This window comes from Photorhabdus stackebrandtii (assembly GCF_011189495.1).
Taxonomy (GTDB): domain Bacteria; phylum Pseudomonadota; class Gammaproteobacteria; order Enterobacterales; family Enterobacteriaceae; genus Photorhabdus; species Photorhabdus khanii.
This window is the reverse complement of sequence record NZ_PUJV01000005.1, coordinates 156636-182628: the sequence shown is the minus strand read 5'-3', so window position 1 is coordinate 182628 and position 25993 is coordinate 156636. Positions and strand designations below refer to the sequence as shown.

General features: G+C 42.3%; 25 protein-coding genes. 19 read left to right on the top strand and 6 right to left on the bottom strand.

What is annotated here, in order from left to right; all coding sequences use genetic code 11:
- The first annotated feature begins 282 nt into the window (after positions 1–282).
- Positions 283–1242: a 23S rRNA pseudouridine(955/2504/2580) synthase RluC gene (gene rluC / locus C5470_RS06395; RefSeq protein WP_166286916.1), complete on the top strand. Its 960-nt coding sequence runs from the start codon at positions 283–285 to the stop codon at positions 1240–1242.
- Here the strand turns inward: rluC and C5470_RS06390 are convergent.
- Positions 1239–1829, bottom strand: a complete 591-nt coding sequence (locus tag C5470_RS06390) for a Maf family protein (protein WP_166286914.1) — start codon at positions 1827–1829, stop codon at positions 1239–1241. The two genes, rluC and C5470_RS06390, sit on opposite strands and share 4 nt — an antisense overlap.
- Before the next feature lie 142 nt (positions 1830–1971).
- Between C5470_RS06390 and yceD the strand changes: the two genes are divergently transcribed.
- The 18 genes from yceD (at position 1972) to C5470_RS06300 (ending at position 17400) form a co-directional block, all read left to right on the top strand.
- Positions 1972–2496, top strand: coding sequence for a 23S rRNA accumulation protein YceD (gene yceD, locus C5470_RS06385; protein ID WP_166286912.1), 525 nt, complete (start codon positions 1972–1974; stop codon positions 2494–2496).
- A 12-nt stretch (positions 2497–2508) separates the two neighbouring features.
- The gene (gene rpmF, locus C5470_RS06380) at positions 2509–2679 is read left to right on the top strand and encodes a 50S ribosomal protein L32 (protein ID WP_011147057.1); all 171 of its coding nucleotides are present in this window, start codon (positions 2509–2511) and stop codon (positions 2677–2679) included.
- 29 nt (positions 2680–2708) lie between these two features.
- Positions 2709–3746, top strand: coding sequence for a phosphate acyltransferase PlsX (gene plsX / locus C5470_RS06375; RefSeq protein ID WP_166286910.1), 1038 nt, complete (start codon positions 2709–2711; stop codon positions 3744–3746).
- 6 nt (positions 3747–3752) lie between these two features.
- Entirely contained in the window at positions 3753–4706 is a 954-nt protein-coding gene (locus C5470_RS06370; protein ID WP_166286908.1) for a beta-ketoacyl-ACP synthase III, read from the top strand.
- Between the two features lie 18 nt (positions 4707–4724).
- A complete protein-coding gene (fabD, locus tag C5470_RS06365; protein WP_166286906.1) occupies positions 4725–5654 on the top strand; it encodes an ACP S-malonyltransferase in 930 nt (309 codons plus the stop codon).
- Between the two features lie 13 nt (positions 5655–5667).
- On the top strand, positions 5668–6402 hold the full coding sequence (gene fabG, locus C5470_RS06360) for a 3-oxoacyl-ACP reductase FabG (protein WP_166286904.1): 735 nt from the start codon (positions 5668–5670) through the stop codon (positions 6400–6402).
- 154 nt (positions 6403–6556) lie between these two features.
- Positions 6557–6793, top strand: a complete 237-nt coding sequence (acpP, locus tag C5470_RS06355; RefSeq protein WP_011147052.1) for an acyl carrier protein — start codon at positions 6557–6559, stop codon at positions 6791–6793.
- A gap of 73 nt (positions 6794–6866) precedes the next feature.
- On the top strand, positions 6867–8108 hold the full coding sequence (fabF, locus tag C5470_RS06350; protein WP_166286902.1) for a beta-ketoacyl-ACP synthase II: 1242 nt from the start codon (positions 6867–6869) through the stop codon (positions 8106–8108).
- 190 nt (positions 8109–8298) lie between these two features.
- Entirely contained in the window at positions 8299–9123 is an 825-nt protein-coding gene (pabC, locus tag C5470_RS06345; protein WP_166286900.1) for an aminodeoxychorismate lyase, read from the top strand.
- A 27-nt stretch (positions 9124–9150) separates the two neighbouring features.
- Positions 9151–10176: an endolytic transglycosylase MltG gene (mltG, locus tag C5470_RS06340; protein WP_166286898.1), complete on the top strand. Its 1026-nt coding sequence runs from the start codon at positions 9151–9153 to the stop codon at positions 10174–10176.
- Complete coding sequence (tmk, locus tag C5470_RS06335; protein WP_166286896.1) at positions 10173–10811, top strand: dTMP kinase; 639 nt, start codon at positions 10173–10175, stop codon at positions 10809–10811. The genes mltG and tmk overlap by 4 nt, the downstream gene beginning before the upstream one ends.
- The gene (holB, locus tag C5470_RS06330) at positions 10811–11800 is read left to right on the top strand and encodes a DNA polymerase III subunit delta' (RefSeq protein WP_166286894.1); all 990 of its coding nucleotides are present in this window, start codon (positions 10811–10813) and stop codon (positions 11798–11800) included. Before tmk ends, holB begins: the two co-directional genes overlap by 1 nt.
- A 25-nt stretch (positions 11801–11825) precedes the next feature.
- On the top strand, positions 11826–12611 hold the full coding sequence (locus C5470_RS06325; protein ID WP_166286892.1) for a metal-dependent hydrolase: 786 nt from the start codon (positions 11826–11828) through the stop codon (positions 12609–12611).
- 71 nt (positions 12612–12682) lie between these two features.
- On the top strand, positions 12683–13033 hold the full coding sequence (hinT, locus tag C5470_RS06320) for a purine nucleoside phosphoramidase (RefSeq protein ID WP_166286890.1): 351 nt from the start codon (positions 12683–12685) through the stop codon (positions 13031–13033).
- A 190-nt stretch (positions 13034–13223) separates the two neighbouring features.
- The gene (lpoB, locus tag C5470_RS06315; RefSeq protein WP_166286888.1) at positions 13224–13790 is read left to right on the top strand and encodes a penicillin-binding protein activator LpoB; all 567 of its coding nucleotides are present in this window, start codon (positions 13224–13226) and stop codon (positions 13788–13790) included.
- Positions 13777–14640, top strand: a complete 864-nt coding sequence (thiK, locus tag C5470_RS06310) for a thiamine kinase (RefSeq protein WP_166286886.1) — start codon at positions 13777–13779, stop codon at positions 14638–14640. Before lpoB ends, thiK begins: the two co-directional genes overlap by 14 nt.
- A 53-nt stretch (positions 14641–14693) precedes the next feature.
- The gene (gene nagZ / locus C5470_RS06305; RefSeq protein WP_166286884.1) at positions 14694–15716 is read left to right on the top strand and encodes a beta-N-acetylhexosaminidase; all 1023 of its coding nucleotides are present in this window, start codon (positions 14694–14696) and stop codon (positions 15714–15716) included.
- Between the two features lie 379 nt (positions 15717–16095).
- The gene (locus C5470_RS06300) at positions 16096–17400 is read left to right on the top strand and encodes an NAD(P)/FAD-dependent oxidoreductase (protein WP_166286882.1); all 1305 of its coding nucleotides are present in this window, start codon (positions 16096–16098) and stop codon (positions 17398–17400) included.
- Positions 17401–17487: 87 nt separating this feature from the next.
- On the opposite strand, the gene C5470_RS06295 is transcribed toward C5470_RS06300, so the two are convergent.
- From C5470_RS06295 to mfd, 5 genes are all read right to left on the bottom strand, one after another.
- Entirely contained in the window at positions 17488–19155 is a 1668-nt protein-coding gene (locus C5470_RS06295; RefSeq protein WP_166286880.1) for a S8 family peptidase, read from the bottom strand.
- A 210-nt stretch (positions 19156–19365) separates the two neighbouring features.
- A complete protein-coding gene (locus C5470_RS06290) occupies positions 19366–19794 on the bottom strand; it encodes an N-acetyltransferase (RefSeq protein ID WP_166286878.1) in 429 nt (142 codons plus the stop codon).
- A gap of 110 nt (positions 19795–19904) precedes the next feature.
- A complete protein-coding gene (locus C5470_RS06285; protein WP_166286876.1) occupies positions 19905–20750 on the bottom strand; it encodes a TauD/TfdA dioxygenase family protein in 846 nt (281 codons plus the stop codon).
- A gap of 12 nt (positions 20751–20762) precedes the next feature.
- A complete protein-coding gene (gene pvcA, locus C5470_RS06280; RefSeq protein WP_166286874.1) occupies positions 20763–21740 on the bottom strand; it encodes an L-tyrosine isonitrile synthase in 978 nt (325 codons plus the stop codon).
- Between the two features lie 700 nt (positions 21741–22440).
- The gene (mfd, locus tag C5470_RS06275) at positions 22441–25887 is read right to left on the bottom strand and encodes a transcription-repair coupling factor (RefSeq protein ID WP_166286872.1); all 3447 of its coding nucleotides are present in this window, start codon (positions 25885–25887) and stop codon (positions 22441–22443) included.
- Between the last annotated feature and the right edge of the window lie 106 nt (positions 25888–25993).

Below are 25993 nucleotides of genomic sequence, written 5' to 3'. Positions count from 1 at the left end.
GCCATTGCTGCGTTTTTGTGCAATCAAACAAAGAACAAACGTTTAACTTTGCCATTCAGAATTAAAAAACTGATGGTGGCTACGCATTATTCCATTGCTGTTGGGGTGATAGCAAGGTGACTTTATGCCTTTAAGTGGTTTTTCTGATGAAATATGAAGAAATAGTTAATATTTAGTCTTTATCTTAAAGCAGGACAGGCAACAGCTGGAAAGCATGCATGATTTTTACTCATATTTAAAAATGAGTGGCGCTCAGCTTGAGTGGTAATTAAAATCACTATCATGAAAACGAATAATCAAATTGTACAATTTGTCACTATTGATGACGATGAGGCTGGACAGCGTGTTGATAACTTTTTATTAGCGCGTCTGAAAGGCGTTCCTAAGAGCATGATTTACCGGATTGTGCGTAAAGGTGAAGTCCGGGTAAATAAAGGCAGGATAAAACCTGAGTATAAATTGTCTGCGGGAGATGTTGTTAGAATTCCGCCTGTCCGGGTTGCAGAACGGCAGGCTGTGCCGGTTTCAGCCAAACTGGATAAAGTGGCCGCATTGGACGATTGTGTTTTATATGAAGATGACCATATTCTGGTGATCAATAAACCTGCCGGTACCGCCGTGCATGGAGGCAGTGGCTTAAGTTTTGGCGTTATTGAAGGGTTACGGGTTTTGCGCCCGGAGGCAAAATTCCTTGAATTGGTGCATCGTCTGGATCGTGATACCTCTGGAATTTTGTTAATTGCTAAAAAACGCTCAGCTTTACGGGCCTTGCACGAGCAATTACGGCTTAAACAGATGCAGAAAGATTATCTGGCTTTAGTTCGGGGGCAATGGCAATCACATTGCAAGGTTGTTCAAGCGTCACTGCTGAAAAATATCTTGCAAAGTGGTGAACGGATTGTGAAAGTGAACGGCGAAGGCAAACCTTCTGAAACACGTTTTAAAGTAGAAGAACGCTTTACCAATGCAACGCTGGTGAAAGCCAGCCCAGTGACAGGCCGCACCCATCAAATCCGTGTGCATGCTCAATACGCCGGGCATCCAATCGCTTTTGATGATCGTTATGGCGATAAGGCTTTTGATTCTCAACTATCAGAGACTCGCCTCAATCGCCTGTTTTTGCATGCCAGTGCGTTGAAATTTACCCATCCCTCAACAGGGGAGACATTGCGTGTTGAAGCACCGATGGATGAACAATTGCGCTACTGTATAAATATGTTGCGTAAAAGTAATTGTAATTAATATACTGCCGTCAGTGGGTTTACCCCCTGGCGGATTAATAATTCAGTCAGTGTAATTAATGGTAAGCCAACCAGAGTATTCGGATCTTTTCCTTTAAGCCGTTCAAATAAAGTAATCCCTAATCCTTCACTTTTAAAGCTTCCGGCACAATTAAGCGGTTCTTCCGCTGTTAAATAAGCCCGGATTTCATCATCAGTCAGCTCCCTGAAATAAACATTGAATAATTCACAACGGGTATCAATTACCCCTGTTTTACTGTTGAAAAGAGAAATGCCGGTATAAAAGGTGACACAATGACCACTGGCTTGCCGTAATTGTTTAAATGCATTTTCAAAACTGTGTGGTTTGCCGGTTATTTCACCATTAATAACACAAACTTGATCAGACCCAATAATCAAATGCTGAGAATATTTTGTTTGTAATGCCTGTGCTTTGGCTTGTGCCAGGCGCATAACGAGCTGTTCTGCATTTTCATTAATCTGAGGTGTTTCATCAACATCGGGAGCCACACATATAAAGGGCAAACGGAGTTTCTCCAGTAGCATACGGCGGTAAGTTGATGTAGAAGCTAAAACGATTTGTGTCATAATTTTTCTAAAATACATAGCGAAATAATTGCAGGCATTTTAAACTAAGCTTAGCTTAATAAGCGAATATTTGGCGGAAAGGTGCAGATGTGTGGCCTTTTTCTTTGACTATATCTCATTACAAAGATAATATGCGCGCCTTATGCAAAAGGTAAAATTACCCCTGACCATTGATGCGCTTCGCGCAGCTCAGAAACGATTAGACTACACAGGTAGTTATTCTCCTGAGCAAGTTTTGCGTATCGCGGAATCTGTGGTTAGCGTGGACAATGATGTAGACAGCGTTTTATCGTTTCAGATAGATAATCAACGTCTGGCAGTTGTGCGTGGGCATTCCGATGTGGATGTTACGCTTGAGTGTCAGCGTTGTGGCGGTAATTTCAGCCATCACGTTCACATAACATATTGTTTTAGCCCGGTCATTAATGATGAGCAGGCTGAAGCATTACCGGAAGAGTATGAGCCAATTAACGTTGACGAATTTGGCGAAATAGGTTTGCTGGCGATGATTGAAGATGAAATAATTCTTTCTCTGCCGGTGGTTCCGGTACATGATTCTGAACACTGTGAAGTGTCCGACGCGGATATGGTGTTTGGTGAATTACCTCCAGAGGCTGAAAAACCAAACCCATTTGCCGTATTAGCCAGTTTAAAGAAAAGTACTTAAGGAGTAAGGTCAATGGCCGTACAACAGAATAAACCAACTCGTTCTAAACGTGGTATGCGTCGTTCCCATGATGCACTGACCGCACCATTATTATCTGTAGACAAAACTTCTGGTGAAACTCACCTGCGTCACCATGTGACTGCCGATGGCTACTACCGTGGCCGCAAGGTCATCAACAAATAATCTCCGCCAGTCATTAGCAAGTTGATACCTTGACTAATCTGACTTTAGCGTTAGACGCCATGAGCGGGGACTTTGGTCCTCGCGTTACAGTGCCTGCTGCATTGCAGGCACTGGCGTCTAATCCTAAACTTAAATTATTGTTGGTCGGGATCCCCGATACCATTTCTCCTTTGCTTGCAAATACTGATGCTAAGTTGCTCAGTCGCTTGCAGGTAGTTCCTGCCGAACAGGTTGTGGCTAACGGTGCAAAACCATCGCAGGCAATTCGTGCCAGTCGTGGTACATCAATGCGTGTCGCACTGGATTTAGTGAAATCCGGTGTGGCGCAAGCATGCGTCAGTGCAGGGAATACCGGGGTATTGATGGGGTTGTCCAAATTGATGCTAAGATCTATTGATGGCATTGACAGACCTGCTTTGATGCAAGTAATGCCCAATCTGAAGCAACAGAAAACGGTGGTACTGGATTTGGGCGCCAATGTTAATTGCGATAGCCGTATGCTGGTGCAATTCGCCATTATGGGTTCAGTAATGGCAGAGGAAGTTGTGGGTATAGCTAATCCCGCGGTAGCACTGCTTAACATTGGTACAGAAGAGAGTAAAGGGCTGGATAATATCCGCGAAGCCGCCACTATTTTAAAGAACATTCCGGCAATAAACTACATTGGTTATCTGGAAGGCGATGAGTTGCTGACAGGCAAGAGCGATGTATTGGTGTGTGACGGCTTCGCAGGTAACGTGACGTTAAAAACGATGGAAGGAGCAATCAGGATTATCTTATCCTTGCTCAAATCATCGGATGGACAAAAGAAAAGATTTTCCTGGTTGTTGAAAATAGTCAAGAAGTGGTTGCAAAAACGGATGACAAAACGCTTCGGTCACCTGAACCCTGACCAATATAATGGCGCATGTCTGTTAGGATTATATGGAATCGTAATCAAAAGCCATGGGGCGGCTAATGAGCATGCGTTTAAAGCCGCAATCGAACAGGCTGTTCAGGCCGTTGAAAGGCAGGTTCCTGATAGAATTGCTGCCCGCCTGGCAACAGCATTACCCAAGAGTGACTGAACATACATGTATACAAAAATTTTAGGTACAGGTAGTTATCTGCCTGCGCAAGTGCGCACTAACGCTGATTTAGAAAAAATGGTGGATACCTCTGACGAGTGGATTGTTACCCGCACAGGTGTCCGTGAACGCCGTATTGCCACTGATGATGAAACGGTTGCGATGATGGGGCTGTGGGCTGCGGAAAAAGCAATTGAAATGTCTGGCATTGATAAAGATCAGATTGATTTGATCATTGTGGCAACAGCTTCATCCAGTCATGCTTTCCCCAGTTCTGCGTGCCAAATTCAGCACATGTTGGGTACCAAGAATTCAGCTGCTTTTGACATTTCGGCTGCTTGTTCTGGTTTTGCTTATGCCCTGAGTATTGCTGACAAGTTTATTAAAACGGGTGCGGCAAAGCATGCGCTGGTCATTGGTTCTGATTCTATTACCCGAACGCTTAATCCAGAAGATCGCGGAACACTTATTTTGTTTGGTGATGGTGCGGGTGCGATGGTGGTAGGGGCTTCTGATGAGCCAGGAATTCTTTCAACTCACCTTCATGCAAATGGTAGCTATGGTGAATTGCTGGTGTTGCCTTATCAGGATCGCCAGAATCGGAAAGAACCCGCGTATGCCAGTATGATCGGTAATGAAGTCTTTAAAATTGCAGTTCGTGAATTGGCTAATCTGGTTGATGAGACATTAGAGGCTAACAATCTATCGCATAGTGAGCTGGATTGGTTGGTGCCTCATCAGGCTAATTTGCGTATTATCGCAGCGACAGCTAAGAAATTGCATATGACTATGGATAAAGTGGTGGTAACGCTGGATCGTCATGGTAACACTTCCGCGGCATCGGTACCTACTGCATTTGATGAGGCAGTGCGTGATGGTCGGATTAAACGTGGTCAGCTAATCTTAATTGAGGCTTTTGGTGGTGGACTGACTTGGGGTTCAGCACTGATACGTTTTTAATTTGACAGGAAAATGAACATGTCTGAATTTGCAATGGTATTTCCTGGGCAGGGTTCTCAGTCCCTTGGTATGTTGGCTGATTTGGCCACAGTGTTCCCGGTTGTAGAGCAAACTTTTGCTGAAGCGTCTGATGTGCTGGGATATGACCTCTGGACTCTGGTTCAACAGGGGCCGGAAGAAGAATTGAATAAAACGTGGCGAACCCAGCCTGCGTTATTGGCAGCCTCGGTTGCTATTTGGCGGGTCTGGCAGGAAAAAGGTGGAAAAGCGCCATCACTGATGGCTGGACACAGCCTTGGTGAATATTCTGCACTGGTTTGTGCAGGTGTCATTGATTTCAAACAAGCGATTAAACTTGTTGAACTGCGTGGCAAATTGATGCAAGAAGCTGTACCTGAAGGCACTGGTGCAATGTATGCTATTATTGGTTTAGATAATGAATCCATTGACAGAGCCTGTAAAGAAGCTGCTCAGGGGCAAGTTGTTTGCCCTGTTAACTTTAACTCACCTGGGCAGGTTGTTATTGCCGGTGAGAAAGAGGCTGTAGAACGTGCTGGTGCTGCATGCAAAGCTGCGGGTGCAAAACGCGCGCTGCCTTTGGCTGTCAGTGTGCCGTCGCATTGCACATTGATGAAACCAGCCGCAGATAAGCTGGCAGTTGTTTTGGAAGGAATTGAATTCAATCATCCTCAGTTCCCAGTGGTAAATAATGTTGATGTGAAAATAGAACAATCTGCTGAAGCTATCCGTGATGCACTGGTACGACAACTCTATAATCCTGTCCGTTGGGCGGAAACAGTTGAATTTATTGCTGGACAGAGTGTCGGACAGATATTAGAAATAGGGCCAGGTAAAGTTTTGACGGGTTTAACTAAACGAATTGTCAATACCTTAAGCGCAGCAGCGGTGAATGACACAACTTCATTAGTAACCATTTTTGGAAAATAATTGAGGACAACACATGAGATTAGATGGAAAGATTGCATTGATAACAGGTGCCAGCCGTGGGATCGGTCGTGCAACTGCTGAACTATTAGCAGAGCGTGGAGCCCATGTCATTGGTACAGCAACAAGTGAAAAAGGCGCTGAAGCTATCAGTGTTTACCTTGGCGAAAAAGGTAAAGGTTTTGTACTGAATGTCGCTGATCCTGAATCTATTGAACAGCTGATGTCTACCATTCGTACCGAGTTTGGTGGAATTGACATTTTAGTGAATAATGCCGGTATCACTTGTGATAACTTGGTGATGCGCATCAAAGATGATGAGTGGCAGGATGTTATTGACACTAATCTTTCTTCCGTTTTCCGTATGTCAAAAGCGGCAATGCGCTTTATGATAAAAAAACGTTATGGCCGTATCATCTCTATTGGTTCTGTTGTTGGGTCAATGGGTAACCCTGGGCAAGCGAGCTATGCCGCGGCAAAAGCAGGAATTATTGGTTTCAGTAAAACATTAGCTCGTGAGGTCGTTTCTCGGGGTATTACGGTTAACGTTGTTGCTCCAGGGCTTATTGAAACGGATATGCTCAAGAAGTTGCCAGATGAGCAGTTGGCAAGTTTTTCGAGTGATATACCCGTTAAGAGACTTGGCGATGTGAAAGAAATTGCCAGTGCTGTGGCTTTCTTAGCTTCTGATGAGGCGGCCTACATCACAGGTGAAACAATACATGTCAATGGCGGCATGTACATGAACTAAAAAGTGAGCGAACCAGTTGCATTTTTTGTGTTAAATAACGCAAAATAGAGCAAGATTGTGGTTCGACCAGCCGGGATTTGGTTGCATCTTTTCCTGTATTTTATAAACTACGAAAACCATCGCGAAAGCGAATTTTGATAGGAAATTTAATAGCATGAGCACTATTGAAGAACGCGTTAAAAAAATCATCGTTGAACAACTTGGTGTTAAAGAGGAGGAAGTTGTCAATTCAGCTTCTTTTGTTGATGACTTGGGCGCTGATTCTCTTGACACAGTTGAACTCGTAATGGCTCTGGAAGAAGAGTTCGATATCGAAATTCCAGATGAAGAAGCAGAAAAGATCACTACAGTTCAGGCAGCTATTGATTACGTCCAGAACCAAAGCGAATAAGTGAACACACCTAGGCGGTCATTCGACCGCCTATGTTTCTGCCCTAAATTATTTCCCTCCCTGGAGGATAAGCGTGTCTAAGCGTCGAGTAGTTGTGACCGGACTAGGCATGTTATCTCCTGTCGGTAACACAGCTGAATCTTCTTGGAAAGCTGTTTGTGCCGGACAGAGTGGTATCAGCCTGATTGACCATTTTGACACCAGTCGCCATGCAACTAGATTTGCTGGTCTGGTTAAAGATTTTAATCATGAAGATTTTAATATTTCGCGCAAAGATGCACGAAAGATGGATGATTTCATTCAATATGGTATTGCAGCAGGTGTGCAAGCTATTGAAGATTCTGGAATCGAAGTAACAGAAGCCAATGCTAGTCGTTTTGGTGCTGCTATTGGTTCTGGTATTGGTGGTTTGGGTCTTATTGAAGAGAATCACGGTGCGTTAGTGGCTAGTGGTCCTCGTAAGATCAGCCCATTTTTTGTTCCTTCCACGATTGTGAATATGGTGGCAGGTCATCTGAGTATCATTTACGGCTTACGCGGCCCAAGTATTTCCATCGCCACAGCATGTACATCAGGTGTGCATAATATCGGTCATGCTGCTCGTATTATTGCTTACAATGATGCGGATATTATGCTGGCAGGTGGCGCAGAAAAAGCCAGTACGCCTCTGGGAGTTGGTGGCTTTGGCGCTGCCCGTGCTTTGTCTACCCGTAACGATAATCCACAAGGTGCAAGCCGGCCGTGGGATAAAGACCGTGATGGTTTTGTTCTGGGGGATGGCGCAGGTATTCTGGTGCTGGAAGAGTATGAGCACGCGAAGAGACGCGGTGCGAAAATTTACGCGGAAATCGTTGGTTTTGGTATGAGCAGTGATGCCTACCATATGACGTCACCACCAGAAGACGGTGCTGGCGCTGCGCTGGCGATGGAAAATGCCCTGAAAGATGCCGGTATTACCACTGAGCAAGTGGGGTATATTAATGCTCACGGTACTTCAACACCAACCGGCGACTTAGCGGAATCCCATGCTGTTGAGTTAGTATTTGGTGAAGGCACAGATGTTTTAGTCAGTTCTACCAAATCAATGACTGGCCATTTGTTGGGTGCTGCGGGTGCAGTGGAATCTATTTTCACCATCCTGGCACTGCGTGATCAAATTGTTCCGCCAACTATCAACCTGGAAAACCAGGATGAGAGCTGCCGTCTGGATTTCGTTCCTAACGAATCCCGCAAGGTAGAGGGCATGGAATATGCGTTGTGCAACTCTTTCGGTTTCGGTGGTACTAACGGCTCACTGATTTTCCGTAAGATATAAGCCTTATTTTTGTAAATACTTTAAGGTGACAGAATAAAGAGCTCCAATAGTTAATAATTATTGGAGCTCTTTTCATGGCAGGCTTTGCGGGCATTTTTGCACTCATGTCGGTTATATACTATGTACTATGATACCGCTTCTTGATAAGTTGGTTGAAATATCTTTTTTGAGTAATTAAGAACACAGTTATATGTATTGGATTAATGGGGAGCGGTGCGACTATTTGCCAGTGAATGATCGTTCAATTCAATTCGGGGATGGTTGTTTTACAACAGCAAAAATAGAGCAGGGACAGGCCGCTTTGCTGTCATTGCATATCAAAAGATTACAAAAAGGCGTTGAAAGGTTATATCTTCCACAACCCAATTGGCAACAGCTTGAAAACCATATAAAGCAGATTACTTCCACTACTGAACAAGGTATACTTAAAGTTATCCTTTCCCGTGGGGCAGGAGGGCGTGGTTACAGTTCACAGGGTTTCACGCAACCAAATCAGATCCTGTCTCTCAGTCCTTATCCCGAAAAATATCTGAAACAACGTCAGCAGGGGCTTTCTCTGATACTCAGCCCGATACCCATGGGAATAAATCCCTATCTTGCCGGAATTAAACATCTTAACCGATTGGAACAAGTATTGATTAAATCATTTATCGAAGAATCAAATGCTGATGAAGCCTTGGTACTTGATACAGATGGTTTATTGGTCGAATGCTGTACTGCAAACGTTTTCTGGCGTAAAGGAAAAGAGGTGTATACTCCTGATTTGCGGGGGTGTGGGGTTGAAGGGGTGATGCGGGAAAAAATAATGCAGTTACTATCAGAAAGTGACTATTACCTTTCTTGTGTAAATCGTTATCCTGAAACATTGGCTTATGCAGACGAGGTAATAGTTTGCAATTCTTTAATGCCGGTGATATCTGTCAGTGAAATTCAGGCTCATGAAAATCAGCCCGCATGGAAATATCAGTCAAGGGAGCTGTATGAATATTTGCTTCCTGAATGTCTGAGGTTGTAATTCGCTCTGTGTTTAAGTGATTAATTGATGAAACGGAAAAAGCACTTTTTTACCTTATTGGCTTTGATTGTCATGGTAGCGGCAATATTACTCTATGCCGGCTATAAGAAAGTTGAAAGATTTGCAGATCAAACATTGGCAATCAAACAAGATCGGGTATTTACATTGCCGGCAGGTATTGGCCGTCATAGTCTGGAAGCATTATTGGTTCAGGATAACCTGATTAAAGACAGTCATATTTTCCCTTGGTTATTAAGGCTGGAGCCAAAACTTGCTGAATTTAAAGCGGGAACTTACCAGTTAACACGAGAAATGACATTGAGGGAAATGTTGCAATTACTCTCCAGTGGTAAAGAGGCGCAATTTACGGTTCGTTTTGTCGAAGGCAGCCGTTTATCTGACTGGTGGAAAATACTCCAACAATCTGAGTATCTTAAACATGAACTGAATGATAAAAGTGCTCAGGAATTGGCTGAGATACTGGGTATCAAAGAGACTGATACCCTGGAAGGGCGGCTCTATCCGGATACTTATCACTATACGGCGGGGACGAGCGATGTCGCATTACTGAAACGAGCATACCGACAGATGAAAATGACGCTTGAAGAAGAATGGCAAAAGCGTGATAAAAGCCTGCCCTATAAAAGTGCTTATGAAATGTTGATCATGGCGTCGATAATTGAGAAAGAGACCAGTGTTGAGGCTGAACGGACAAAAGTGGCTTCTGTATTTATTAACCGTTTACGGTTAAATATGCGGCTACAAACTGATCCGACCGTGATCTATGGTTTAGGTGAAAAATATACCGGCACTATTTTTCGCAAAGATTTAACCACACTGACACCATACAATACCTATATGATTAATGGCTTGCCACCTACGCCAATTGCTATGCCCGGTCTTGCTTCGATAAAAGCAGCTGCGCACCCGGCAAAAACTGAATTTCTCTATTTTGTAGCGGATGGTAAAGGCGGCCATACTTTTACGACCAGTCTGGCGGCGCATAACAGAGCGGTGAATATTTACCGTCAGGGATTAAGACAGAGCAGATGAACAGCAAATTTATTGTTATTGAAGGGCTAGAGGGTGCAGGAAAAACTTCAGCGATGAAAACGGTCGTTGAAAGATTGCAGCAGCACGGTATTCAGGACTTAGTTTTTACCCGTGAACCGGGTGGAACACCACTGGCAGAAAAACTACGTGAATTGATTAAGCAAGGTATTGAAGGTGAATCTCTGACGGATAAAGCAGAGGTGCTGATGTTATATGCAGCCAGGGTGCAATTGGTCGAAAATGTGATTAAACCTGCTCTGGCCCGTGGTACATGGGTTGTGGGTGATCGTCATGATCTCTCTTCTCAGGCGTATCAAGGAGGAGGACGTGGTATTGATAAAAACCTGATGACCTCGCTGCGTGATACCGTTCTGGGTGATTTTCGCCCTGATCTGACTATTTATCTCGATCTTCCTCCTCAGATGGGTCTACTGCGCGCCCGTGAGCGTGGGGAATTAGACAGAATTGAAAAGGAATCGATGGATTTCTTTGATCGTACTCGCAGCTGTTATCTGGAATTTGCGGCACAAGATAAGCGTATTGTGACGGTTGATGCTGCTCAACCAATAGAGCAGGTACAAGCCGATATTTGCCAAGTCCTTGAGCAATGGCTGAAACAGCAGGAAAATAGCTGATGAATTGGTATCCTTGGCTTAATCAGGCATACCGTCAGTTGGTGGAATTTCATCAGCAAGGGCGAGGCCATCATGCTTTATTGCTTCATGCTAATGCCGGCACCGGGGCTGATGTGTTGATATATGGATTAAGCCGTTGGTTGATGTGTCAGAATAAACAGGGAATGAAAAGTTGTGGGGAGTGCCATAGTTGTCACCTGATGATGGCCGAAACTCATCCTGATTGGCATATTATGTCACCAGAGAAGGGTAAAACCAATGTGGGTGTGGAGGCGGTACGCCAGATTACGGAAAAGCTTTATAGTCGTTCTCAGCAAGGCGGCGTAAAAATTGTCTGGCTGCCTTTGGTCGAATGTTTGACAGATGCTGCTGCCAATGCATTATTGAAAACCCTGGAAGAACCGCCGGAACAGACCTATTTTCTTCTGGAATGCCGTCAGCCAGCCAACCTTCTGGCAACTTTACGCAGTCGCTGTTTTTACTATTTTCTACCGGTGCCTGAAGCAGAAACCAGCCTTTATTGGTTGCAAAAACAGTTACCTGTAATTTCTTCGGTTGATGCAATGACGGCTTTGAAACTGTCTCAGGGAGCACCTGCTGCTGCGGCACGACTACTGCAACCGGAACAATGGCAGATTCGGAGGCAATTCTGTCAGGCTGTTGAACAGGTTTTGGATAAACGTGATGCTTTGTCGCTTTTATCCCAGTTAAATCACGAAGATGCGCCACAGCGCCTTCATTGGCTTATCAGCTTGTTACTTGATGCGGTAAAGTGGCAACAGCGGGCGCCGAATTATTGCATCAATCAGGATCAACAAACGCTGATTTATCAATTAAGTTCCATGCATACTATGGTTGTTTTACTACAAGGCGTTGATGACTGGACGTATTGTCGTCATCAGCTACTCTCAGTAGTGGGCGTAAACAGAGAGTTGTTACTGACAGAGCAATTGCTCAATTGGGAAAAACAGTTTACTTCACAATTCTGAAATCTTTTTTGTATACGAGTTTAATATGTTGTTAGTGGATTCGCATTGTCATCTTGATTGTCTTGATTATGAAAAACTACATAAAAATGTAGATGATGTTGTCGCAAAAGCGGCGGATCGGGAGGTTAAATTTATGCTGGCAGTAGCGACTACGCTACCTGGTTTCCGGCAAATGAAAACTCTGATCGGTGAGCGGGAAAATATCGTCTTTTCCTGTGGTATTCATCCGCTTAATCTGGATGAAGGCTATGATTTTGATGAGCTGGCACGTTTAGCTGCCGGGAATGAAGTTGTCGCATTGGGTGAAACTGGGCTGGATTACTATTATCAGCAGGATAATGCTGAACTACAACGAACCTCGTTTCGTGAACATATTCGTATTGGACGTAAACTCAATAAGCCCGTTATTGTTCATACCCGCAGTGCCCGTGATGATACTTTGCTGGTATTGCGTGAAGAACAGGCACAAGAATGTGGTGGTGTTTTGCATTGTTTTACTGAGGATAAAGATACCGCCAGAGAATTATTGGATTTAGGCTTCTATATTTCGTTCTCCGGTATTGTGACTTTCCGTAATGCGGAGCAAATTCGTGAAGCAGCAAGATATGTACCGTTGGATCGTATTCTGATTGAAACCGATTCTCCTTATCTTGCACCGGTGCCGCATCGTGGCAAAGAAAACCAGCCTGCATACGTGCGTGATGTTGCGGAATATATGGCTGTGCTCAAAGGTGTGAGTATTGAGGAACTGGCTCAAGTTACCACGCGGAATTTTTGCGATCTATTTCATGTTGATGTATGCAGAATTTGATTTATCAACTTGAACTTGTGGTTTGTAAGCGCTCATATATCTCTTATCATGTGAATTAAAAGGAAAATGTGATGGCAGAAGAAACTATTTTCAGTAAAATTATTCGTCGCGAAATACCTTCTGATATTGTTTATCAGGATGATCTGGTTACTGCATTCCGCGATATTTCTCCACAAGCACCGACTCATATTCTGATTGTTCCCAATGTTCTTATCCCAACGGTGAACGATGTTAAGGCAGAGCATGAAGCCGCGTTGGGACGAATGATGACGGTTGCAGCAAAAATTGCTGAGCAGGAAGGTATTGCTGAAGATGGGTATCGTTTGATTATGAACTGTAACCGTCATGCGGGACAGGAGGTTTACCATATTCATATGCATCTGGTTGGCGGTTGCCATTTGGGGCCGTTACTGTTGAAGTAAATATGAAATACCAAAATTAACTTATACAGTATATACAGATATTCGGGGGTATTTTTCTCAGAATGGTCCCGGATATCTCGATTTTTAAATAGATGCTATTGATGTATTACTGGGGTTGAACTGATATAGATTACTGGTGACACAGCAGAAACTTATCGGTTTCTTTAAACTCTGTAATTGGAATAAATTGATGAAAAGAATTGTTTTTGTAGCACTATCGGTTATGTTTCTGGCTGGTTGTCCATCCTTGCCTCTGCAGCAGCCTGAGCCTCCTACGCCGGTTATACCGGTGCCCCCAACGGAACCGACGCCACCACCTGAAAAAGTTCCAGAGTTACCTAAAGTGCGCGAAATTGATTGGGAAGGGACTGTGCAACCATTGATAGAGCAAATGGTTAAGGCGAATGGGCTGGGAAACGGCAAGTTACTGTTAGTTGATACAGTAAAGAATAATACCAATGGTGTGTTGCAAACTATGCAAGCAACTGATGTTTTGCGTCAAACCGTCAGTAGCAAGGGTATTTTTGAATTAGTACCGCAAAATCAGGTACAGAGCGCCCGCCAATCTTTGGGCTTGTCTGAGGAAGATAGTCTGGGATTACGCAGCAAAGCGATTGGTCTGGCTCGTTACTTAAATGCGGATTATGTTCTCTATTCTATCGTTTCAGGTAATAGTGATAAGCGTGATATTGTCATGCAGCTGATGATAGTACAGACAGGTGAGATTCTTTGGTCAGGGCACGGTGACGTTAAGTAATCAAGATTGTTTATTGCGAGCGTTATGCAGGCAATGGCCTTATACAATAGCAAGCAGCTGGAAGATAAGGCCGTTAAATGGCCTGACAAATGAAAGCTATTATGCTACCGATGGCGAATATCATATTGTCGGCCGCAGGCAGTGGCAGCAGGGGAAGCAGCTTGGCGTTAACCGTCAGCGTGAAAACGCCATCCTGCGTCATCTCAGCCAGACAAAAATTGCTCCGCAAGTCATTGCAATAGATCCTCATTGGTTGTTATTGGAATGGCTGCCTGGTCATGTTATTGAGAAAAATGCGTTTTCTCAGCCTGATTTTCTGCAAAAACTGGCGGCGTTATTGACCACTTTGCATCATCAGCCGCTATTCGGTTATCCGCTTCAACTACGGCATCAGTTAGAAAGCTACTGGTTGCAAATTGATAAAGCGCGTCTTACTCCTCGTTGGTTGTGGTTGCATAAACGGTTTATATCGTCTTCGATGCCTTCAATACTAAAATTATCACCTGTGCATATGGATGTTCATTGCGATAATTTGCTTAATACGCCTCAGGGGCTGAAACTCATTGACTGGGAATATGCAGCTGATACTGATATCGGGTTTGCGTTAGCGACACTGTTTCGTACTAATCATTGGGGTGAGCCACAGCAACAGGTTTTTTTGCACTGCTATTGCAGTCAGCCATCAGGATACCGGGATCGAACATTATTGGCGCGTCAGATTAAACGTTGGCAACCTTGGGTTGACTATATGATTTTGATGTGGTTTGAAGTGCGTTGGAAGCAGAGCGGTGATCCACAATTTTTAGAATTAGCGCAACCGTTGCGCCTCTCTTTTGGTCTAACGTTTTAAATTCTATTACGCTGCATTAATTGCAGCACACGAATACAAGTGAGGAATGTGTTATGGGTCCGGTAATGTTAGATGTTGTCAGTTATGAGCTCGATAATGAAGAAAAGGAAATTTTGCAACATCCATTAGTGGGCGGTTTAATTCTATTTACCCGCAATTTTCATAATGTCGAACAATTACGTGAATTGATACGTCAAATTCGTCAGGCATCTCGTCATCGTCTTGTGATTGCTGTTGATCAGGAAGGTGGCAGAGTTCAGCGTTTTCGTGAAGGGTTTACCTGTTTACCTGCGGCTCAGTCTTTTGCTGGATTGAATGATAATTTCAATGGCATTAAATTGGCGGAAGAAGCGGGTTGGCTGATGGCGTCTGAAATGATTGCAATGGATATCGACATCAGTTTTGCGCCTGTTTTGGATTTAGGTCATCAATGTGTGGCTATTGGTGAACGTTCATTCCATGAAAACCCTGAGCAGGTCAAGATGATGGCTGAGCAATTTATTAAAGGAATGCATTCTGCCGGTATGAAATCGACGGGTAAGCATTTTCCGGGGCATGGTGCTGTTAATGCTGATTCTCATAAAGAAACGCCCCACGATGATCGTCCGCTGGACGTTATTTGCCATCATGATATGTCTATTTTCCGTGATTTTATCCAGCGTAATTTGTTGGATGCGATTATGCCGGCTCATGTGATCTATTCTCAGGTGGATAAGCATCCTGCCAGCGGATCGTCATATTGGTTGAAATCGGTACTGCGTCAGCAATTGGGTTTTAATGGAGTGATATTTTCGGATGACCTCTCTATGGAGGGCGCGGCGATTATGGGCAGTTACGCCGAACGCGGGCAGGCTGCGCTGAATGCAGGTTGTGACATGATCTTGGTGTGTAATAACCGTGATGGGGCGGTCAGTGTGCTTGATAATTTGCCTCAGACCAAAGCAGAGAAAGTATTGGAATTGTACCATCAGGGCGGTCAATTCAGTTTGAATGAGCTAAAGGATTCAAAACGCTGGCAGCAGGCTAATAAAGCATTAACGGTTTTACATGAGAAATGGCAGTGTTGTGCACGATAATTGATAAAGATATCTTAAATCCGCATTTACTTATCAGAGTGAAACATTTGGCTATCCTGGAAGCCTACTTCTGGCGTTTCCCCAATATCAGCTTTTTTAAGACTGATTTTTATAAAGCATATTTTATTTCTTATGTAAACAGAAAAATAAGATAAATATGAACTGAATCGAACCAACTGAAAATAAATTGACAATTTTTGTGATTGATGTTTATTTATTCAAAAGAATTTGCTGTTGTTCAATTTTGGTATGACCAACTAACCGGCCGTGGTATTCTGGAACTATCACATCAATTATTTATTTCAAACTAAATGTTACCTAAGGATATTGAAACAATATCCTTAGGTAACATTTGATTTACATTTTTAGTGGAGTAGTCATGTCAACACCAAAGAAAAGAATTGTGATCATTGGTGGAGGTGCTGGTGGTTTGGAACTGGCAACCAGTTTGGGGCATAAGCTGGGGCGCAAGAAGAAAGCAGAAATTGTGTTGGTGGACCGTGACCAAAGTCATTTATGGAAGCCGTTATTACATGAAGTCGCGACAGGATCACTTGACGATGGGGTTGATGCGTTGAGTTATTTGGCTCACGCCCGTAATCACTATTTCAGTTTTCAATTAGGCACGTTGACTGATATTCATCGTGACACCAAAAAGATTTCTTTGGCTGAAATCCGGGATGAATATAACGAGGTATTGGTTCCTGAACGTGAGCTGAGTTATGACATTTTGGTTATGGCTCTGGGCAGTAAATCTAATGATTTTAGTACGCAAGGGGTGAAAGAGCACTGCATCTTCTTGGATAACCCACAGCAGGCTCACCGTTTTCATAATGAAATGTTGAATCTGTTTCTTAAATATTCTGCAAGTTGTGGTCAGCAAGATAAAGTTAATATTGCTATTGTTGGTGGTGGAGCAACAGGTGTTGAGTTATCTGCTGAGTTACATAATGCGGTAAGACAGCTTAACAGCTATGGTTTTGAGGGGCTGAACTCGGAAGCATTGAATGTTACCTTGGTAGAAGCGGGTGAGCGTATTTTGCCTGCATTGCCGGCACGTATTTCTGCTGCGGCGCATCAGGAGCTGACAAAACTTGGCGTTCATGTATTGACCAAAACTATGGTAACCAGTGCTGATGAGCAGGGATTGAATACCAAAGAGGGTGAATTGATTAAAGCGGATCTCATGGTATGGGCGGCGGGTATCAAAGCACCTGATTTTATGAAAGATATTGCCGGTCTTGAAACTAACCGAATTAATCAACTGGTGGTGAAGCCAACGCTGCAAACGACATTTGATGACCATATTTTTGCTATTGGTGATTGTGCATCATGTGCGAAGAAAGAGGGGGGTTTTGTTCCTCCAAGGGCGCAGGCGGCTCACCAAATGGCCAGCCGTTGCCATAGCAATATTATGGCGTTGTTGAATGACCAACCGTTAAAAGAATATATCTACAAAGATCATGGTTCTCTGGTTTCATTATCGAAATTCAGTACGGTTGGTAGTCTGATGGGTAACTTAATGCGCGGTTCAATGATGATTGAAGGGCGTGTGGCGCGTGCTGTCTATATTTCTTTATATCGTATGCATCAGGTCGCTTTGCATGGTTATATTAAAACTGGTTTGATGATGTTGGTCGGTGGAATTAACCGTGTGATCCGTCCGCGATTAAAATTGCATTAATCATTTAATCGATATAAGGCCACCCTGTGAAATAATGGGTGGCCTTGATAAAGCATCACTTTTTTAGTTTGAAATAATTTACGTTAATTAAGAAAACAGGCGATCAATTAATTTGAACGCATTCGCGACATTCGGGCGTGAGCCAATTCCCTGTGGTTCTCCTGTTAAATAACCACTATTTTTAACCAGTGTTGCTATTTGTTGGCAATTAAAATATTTATGATATTTTAATTTAATATAGGATTGAATGAGAGCTAATGCACCAGAAACTAAAGGTGTTGCACTGGATGTCCCATTATAACTACGAGTGTAGTTTCTATTATTTCCTGGCAGATGCTGTAAATTTGAATATCCGGTGGTTGTGACATTCTCACCCCAGGAATTTAAACTGGTATAGAGATTATGATTGGAAAAACCTAATCTGTATCCATTAATTGATGTACAAGCACCAATCATAATACCGCCGTGGTCGCCATAATTAGGGAAGGTGAAATCATAGGCTAAATTAATACCGCTATTACCGGCAGAGAAGATAATAATTGCACCTGCGTCAGCACAGCTTTTTATTTTCTGCCAATTAGATTTAATATAAGTAAAAGGATAATATCTATTATTAGCGACAATTTGAATATTTAAACTAATAATATCTCCCGGCGAAAAGCTATATATTATTCTGTCAAAATCAGTAATATCATAAAAACGGAAATGACACTTGTGAGCGATACCGGTTACACCAAATCCATTATCCTTTGCTGCAATACAGCCGGTGGAGGCTGTACCGTGGTTACAGTCTTGTATTTCCGGGCGGCTGTTGATAACCGTAATATTACCAACTAAATCTTCATGGTTTCTGTAAACACCAAAATCAAGATGGTGCACGGTGATACCCTGACCTTTATAACCCGTCGCCCAAGCGTTTCTGATATTCATCCCACTGTATTCGTCTAAATATCCTTGTAGATGTGAAAAATCGGGTGTAATAATATTAGAATCAAATTCGGCAATTACCTCTTCTGTTTCGGATAAAATCTGAGGAGGTGGCGGAAGATATTTTAAAACGGGAGTGAGAGAGCAAAACTCGATATAATCCAGTTTTTCCAATTCATCGGCTAACTTGACTAAATCAGAATGATTAATATCAGCATCTATTTTATAAAGGTGAATTAATTTATTAAATTCTTTGGTTTTCCAGTTCTTTTTATCTAAGTTTTCTTTATTAAAAACAGGTTTTATCTCTATTTTATGTTTAAATGCATTAAAAATCGGTAATAAATGTGTTTTTTCGGCTGCTAATCTCTTTAATCCATCCGGAGAAAACATGATTTCAAGATTGTACTTCAAGTTATCATTTTGGATATGATTGTTTCCTTTTAAAGAAACAATGTTATCTTCAAACGGTGTTTGTTTAGGTAATGGATAATGAATATTATTGCTTTCATCTCTAATGATTTCATCTATTTCTCTATCTATATCAAATAGAAAGTCTGACTCTTTTATTTCTATATTTTCTCGTGGAAGTGTTTTAATTACTTTTCCATTCTCAATGATAGTGGTTTCTATTGTGTAATTTGCGGGTTTAAGTGAGATAAAACAGGCTAATTGATTATCGTCACTATAGTATTCATATATATCTTTTGTGTCTGAATTTATTAGTGTGTATTTTATTTCTATGTTGTCACTTATTTCACCATGACATTTAAGATATAGATTACCGTCAAATTTTGCAGATTGAAAGTACTCAAGGGATATAGACATTGTCATTCTCCTCTTTGGTTAATTGCCTCCTTAGTATAACTACAAATGGGTATTTCATATTATTATTATTTCTTAGTCCACTATGTTGTTAGATAGTGGATGTATTATCTATATTGATTATTACTGAATGTGATTTTAAGTTGAATTTATAATTCTATTCGTGTTGGGGTTATCTCTCTTAAGATGAGCGGCTGATTTTAATTAATAAAATCAGGTATGAATATACTCCATGAATAATGCGGGGCTATCTGTGTTTTTATCGATTATTTCTCCTTTTTTTACGAAGCCGCAGCTAAGATAGAAACTGATAGAATTTTTATTTTGGCAATAAACCTCTAACTCCAGTTTATTTCGTAAATTTTTCGCATAGCTGATCAGCTGCTTACCGATACCTCTTCCTTGCGCTGATGGTGAAACGAAGATGGCAGCAATACTGTTTTCGTATAGGCTGAGAAAACCTTTCACGGAATTTTGTTCTTCATATACATAGGTTTCTGATGATGGGATATAGATATTGCGCATGTCATCTGTTTTGCTTTTCCAGAAATCAGCATCAATGAAATGATGGGCAATCAACGATGCTGATAGCCAGATATCCAGAATAGTATCCATATCCTGTGTGTCAAAAGGGCGGATCATGATTGACTCCCAACATATTTATATCTGTTTTAGCTGTTAGCTACATTGTAGTGGCAGAGTGACGAGCATACTACAACGGGAGTCAAAATAATGGATCTTTCTAGCTCTTTTTATGTGATTAATGCTTGATTGTTAAAGACAGGATCAGATTGAATATGGATTCTCTGCAAATGTCGTTCTGATTTAGACGTAAATCCTTCACGGCCATGTAGCAGAGAAAAATTGTCCACAATCACCAAGTCGCCTTTTTGCCATGAATGAGCATATAGATGACGTTTATCGTATAGTGTATTGATAAAATCCTGTTGAAATTCTGCTACTTGCTCAGGATTGATATTATGATACTCAATAGCATGTTTATTCAGGAATTTCTCACCATCTGTCGCTGGCTCATTATATCTGATAACAAATCCATTTCCATCCGGATGTTTTTCCAATAAAGGCGAATGGACTTCTCCACCATAATGAGTGACTTTATTAATGCGGTAAGTGACAGATATATTTTTCCATTGTTCTAATTGTTGCTGAGTCGCATTAGCAACCACAAGGCGGGTATTGACGAAGGTTGTTCTACCTCCTTGGTCACCATCTGGCGCATGTGCACAGTGGAACATAATAAACTCGGGAATTGTCGGTTTATACATGCCATCCCAATGAAGCGGCATATAACTGTTATCAAATACGTGATCGGTCGCATCCTGATGTTCACGGACATCTAAAACAGCACCAAACGGCCACATCATTATTTCTCCCCAATCACGGGCATAATCTTCATATTTTTCGTGATCAGATAAGTCAGATTTGAAGCCACGTAATATAAGCAAATGATATTTTTTAATCAGTTGTTTTAATTCTTCTACCGATAGCGTATCAATATGCTGGTCAGAATATTGTGGTGTAATCTTCAGGCCAAAAGGCGCCATTTCTTCTGTCTGAAATTTATTTAAATCTGTCATAGTCATTTTCCTTTAAATTACATAATGGCTGGGTTTTCCATGAATATTTACCAATTTTCCGCCCATCATCTGAACTTCTTTATGTTTCATTAATATGAACTGCCCATTTACATTGGCTGCGACACCGTGCCAAGGGGTTAACCAATCATCCCTGGTTGGCATCATATGAATACCGAGTTTAATGCTGTCTGCTGGCTGAGGATGAATAGACAGACGTATGGCTTCTGGGAAATGCGTATCTAATAAACTTCCCCATGCCCAACTCCGCTGAATAACACCGATAGCTCTCTGTTTGGCGTCTTTTTGCAGGGCATTATTTGAGCCGGTATAGCCGGGTAATAAGCTGTCTTCATATAAAAAACGGGTAACCGCGCGATACAATTGCAATCCATCACTGTTTTGCAACAGTTGGTTTTTAATGGATTCCTCAGATCGAGCGTAATGTTTTACTAACATATGCCTCTGTAAATCGAAATCATCACTATGCTCGCAGAGGTTCTTGTCGTCATTGAGATTAAATGTACTTAAGTTTATAGCACCCATCTCATTGATTAATTGTTTAATATCTTCATGATATTGACTGATAACTTCATCATTGACACGAATGAGATCACCGAAAACATGCCCATCGGAACAGATAATAATACGGGCGCCAGGAGGATAATAAAGCTGTATACGCTGGCATAGAGAATTAAGAAAAGTCAAAGATAAGCGTTCTGCCATATCGGGAACAGTACCAAGCACTTTATTTTTATTTGGTGATTTTGTTGGGAATGCCGGCAAAATAAATTCGATAGGTTTTTTATTCCTGATGAAATATGCAATTCTGGGTAACTGTACGCTTTTAACAAGCGCTTCTTCTTGCGCTAAATCTCTTTCTGAGTCGGTAAGACGCCTGCGGTATTGTAACAACTCATGTAGAATTTGCATGGAAATATTGCTAGAAGAAACACTATCAGAAGTAACGTTATTGTAAGTAATGCTTTGCATAATGACTATTTCTCATTCTTGTCATAAATATCCATTCTTTGCTTCTTAAAAATAGATAAATACGAGTTTAACTAATTGGTATAGACGCAGTGTAAAATAGTGCAATTAAAATATGATATAATATTTAGGAATAAATAATAATTTATTTTCTAACAAACAATATGTTTGAATATGATTTTTATAGTCAATCAATATATTTGATTGACTGTTCCAATAAGGCACAGTTTTCCTAGGTTATTAGAGTCTTATATAACTGGTACGATCACTTTGATTAGATACTACTAAGGTTAAGTCGGGTAAGTGAAATGAGGTTGTTGCACGATTTTATGTTAACGATTTTTTTAAATTTATCGTAAATTAAGACGAGTAGGGTATATCTTTATTTTACCTAATATATTATTTCTGGTTATGAAATACATGAATTGCATAAGTAATTTTTATGATTGTAACAAGAGAAATAGGATTTAAGTTAAAAAAGTAAACTAATATATAAGGTTGATAATATAATCTGTTATTATGAGTACAACTCATTTGGCTATTATTTTGGGAAAATTGGATTTATCTTTCATTCAATCAGGCAATATTCCCGATTCCATACGAATATTGCGGCATGATTGTTATTTCAAAATAAATATTAATGAGTAAATCACAGCACTTCCCCACGGACTGATAATCAATCACAGGGGAAGTAAAAAATAGCTTAGAAACTCACTTGATGGTGTTCAAAAGTACTCAGTAACTGCTGAATAAAGTCCAGACGTACCATCCTCTCGTTCAGGTCAGTAATGAATTTCAGTTTAGCTGGGCCATCCAGCCGGTAAATTTCAGGTTGTTTCTGTAACAGGCTGATCAGATAAGTTGGATCAACTTTATTTTTTTCACTAAATTCGATGAAACCGCCCTTTTCATGGGCTTCTATGCGCTTAATCCCTAATTTCTGAGCGGATAAGCGAATTGCCGCTGATTGTAATAAATGGCGCCCAGGAGCAGGTAATGTGCCGAACCGGTCTACCAGTTCAACCTTTAATTCTGCCAATTCTGATGCGTTTCTGGCGCTGGCAATGCGTTTATAGAAAGATAAACGCATATTGACATCAGGAATATAATTATCAGGCAGTAAAACAGGCGTACGCAATTCAACGTCCGTTTGGCTATTCACCAAGTCTTCAAGTGAAGGTTCACGACCTGCTTTTAATGCATTGACAGCACTTTCCAGTAGCTCCATATAGAGTGTGAAGCCAATCGTTGTCATCTGGCCACTTTGTTCTTCACCGAGAAGCTCACCGGCTCCGCGGATCTCAAGGTCATGGGTTGCCAGTGCGAAACCAGCGCCCAAATCTTCAAGGGAGGCGATTGCTTCCAGACGTTTGTGCGCATCGATTGTCATGGCTTTCGGATGTGGCGTTAGAAGATAAGCATAAGCCTGATGATGAGAGCGTCCGACACGTCCTCGCAGTTGATGCAATTGAGCCAGGCCGAAATGGTCAGCACGTTCAATAATGATGGTATTGGCACTGGGAATATCAATGCCTGTCTCAATAATGGTGGTGCAAATCAGGACATTAAACCGCTGATGATGAAAATCGGTCATCACCCGTTCCAAATCCCGTTCACGCATTTGCCCATGACCAACGGCGATCCGTGCTTCTGGTACTAACTCTTCGAGGCGCAGTTTCGCTTTCTCAATATTTTCAACATCATTATAGAGGTAGTAGACTTGACCACCGCGCAAAATTTCACGCAACATCGCCTCCCGAACAACCAGGCTGTCATACTCGCGTACGAACGTTTTGACCGCCAGGCGACGGGCGGGTGGTGTCGAAATGATCGAGAGATCTCGCATACTACTCATTGCCATATTGAGCGTTCGGGGAATAGGGGTTGCGGTAAGAGTCAGAATATCCACATCGGTGCGCATAGCTTTAATTTGTTCTTTGTGGCGAACACCAAACCGGTGTTCCTCATCGACAATTAATAAACCAAGATCTTTCCAGCGCAGGCCACTTTGCAGCAATTTATGAGTACCGATAATAATATCGACTTTACCTTCAGTCGCCATTTCAACAACTTGCTGCTGCTCTTTCGCACTGCGGAAACGGGATATCATTTCAATACGTACCGGCCAATTAGCAAAACGGTCACGGAAATTATCAAAATGTTGTTGAGCCAGAAGAGTTGTCGGAACCAATACCGCTACTTGCTTGTCATTATGGACGGCCAGAAATGCAGAGCGCATCGCAACTTCGGTTTTACCAAATCCGACATCACCGCAAACCAGGCGATCCATCGCCACGGGTTGACACATATCATTGAGAACAGCGTTAATCGCTTGCTCTTGGTCTGGCGTAGTTTCAAATGGAAAGCTTTGACAAAACAGTTGGTATTGTTCCCAATCATGTTTGAAAGCAAACCCTGGTTTTACGGTGCGGTGGGCATAAATATCAAGCAACTCCGCAGCCACATCGCGTACTTTTTCGGCTGCTTTCTGGCGGGCCTTGCTCCATGCCTCTCCGCCCAATTTATGTAATGGCGCATTTTCATCTGCGCCACCTGCGTAGCGGCTAATCAGATGCAGGGAAGACACCGGAACATAGAGTTTGTCGTTACCGGCATAACTCAGGATCAGATATTCAGCCTTGATCCCCCCTGCTTCCAGAGTGGTTAACCCCTGATAACGGCCAACACCATGTTCCAGATGAACCACTGGCTGACTGGGGTGTAATTCTGCAAGGTTACGGATCAGGGTATCTGTATTGATCGTGCGGCGGGTATCCTGACGGCGGCGAACAACACGCTCACCGAGCATGTCACTTTCACAGATCAGAGCAAGCGCATTCTTTGCATCAATAAAACCATGTTCAGCCGCACCAATCATTAAAAAGTGGCCTGATTGTTGTGCTTCATGTAATTTGCTGATTTTAATTGGTTTAATCTTTATTCGTGACAACAATTCTTGCAACGTTTCTTTTCGGCCTTCACTCTCAACGGAGAAAATAACGCGGCCAGTGAACTGTTCAAGGAAACGGCGAAGCTTATCCAGCGGTGCCTTATGTTGTGTAACCACGGCGAGATCCGGCAGTCGCTGATAATCAAGATTGATGTGGCTGGCTTTTTTACTGAACTCTTCTGTTTTGAGTTGAATGCGGGGCCAGTTTTTGAGTTCTGAGAATAGCTTATCAGCCGGAAGCCAAAGTTCTTCCGGTGGTAAGAGAGGACGCATGGGGTCAACTTTACGGCTCTCAAAACGTTGTTGAGCATCTTGCCAGAAACGTTCTGCGGAGGGGTTTATCTCTTGATTGATAATCAAGGTGTTGTCTGGCAGATAATCAAATAGCGAAGGTAAGGGCTGGTTGAAAAACAGGGGTTGCCAGTATTCTATCCCTGCCGGTAATGTCCCTTTACTGACCTGCTGATAAATATGTTCACCGTCACGACGGACTTCAAAACGTTCCCGCCACTGGCTACGAAACAGTTCAATCGTCTCTTTATCCGTTGGGAATTCATGAGCAGGCAGTAAGTTGATTTGCTTGACTTCGGTCAGCGTGCGTTGGCTGTCAACATCGAAAATTCGCAGACTATCAATTTCATCATCGAAAAAATCAATACGATAAGGGTGCTCGCTCCCCATTGGAAAAAGATCAAGCAGTGCGCCACGGGTAGCAAATTCGCCATGTTCAAGAACTTGTTCAACACTGCGATAGCCCGCTTGTTCCAATTCAGTACGCAGTTTATCCCGCGAAAGCCTCTGACTTTTGCACATAACCAGCGCATGCCCGTGCAGAAACTCATGCGGGCAAACCCGTTGCATTAAGGTATTTATCGGCAGGATTAAAACACCTTTGGTCATTGTTGGCAGACGGTAGAGTGTGGACAGGCGATTGGAAATAATTTCCTGATGAGGAGAAAAACTGTCATACGGCAATGTTTCCCAGTCAGAAAGGAGATCAATAGGACAATCGGTAAACTGATGGATTTCATCATGCAGACGTAGAGCGTTTTGCATATCCTTGGTTATCAGTACCACAGGGCCTTGATGGCGTTCGACAATTTCAGCACACTCTACAGCATAAGCGGCGCCAGTAAGTTGGCCTAACTGGCGGCTATCACCGCGGCGTTTAGGAAGTTCATAACGGTATTTTGAGGACATAAGCGTTAATGTGTTCTCTATGATTCAGTCCATTCCCAACAGATTTTCGACGCATAATGGTCTTAAAGTAAATACGCTGGCAGGTTGAGAGAAAATAAAAAAAACC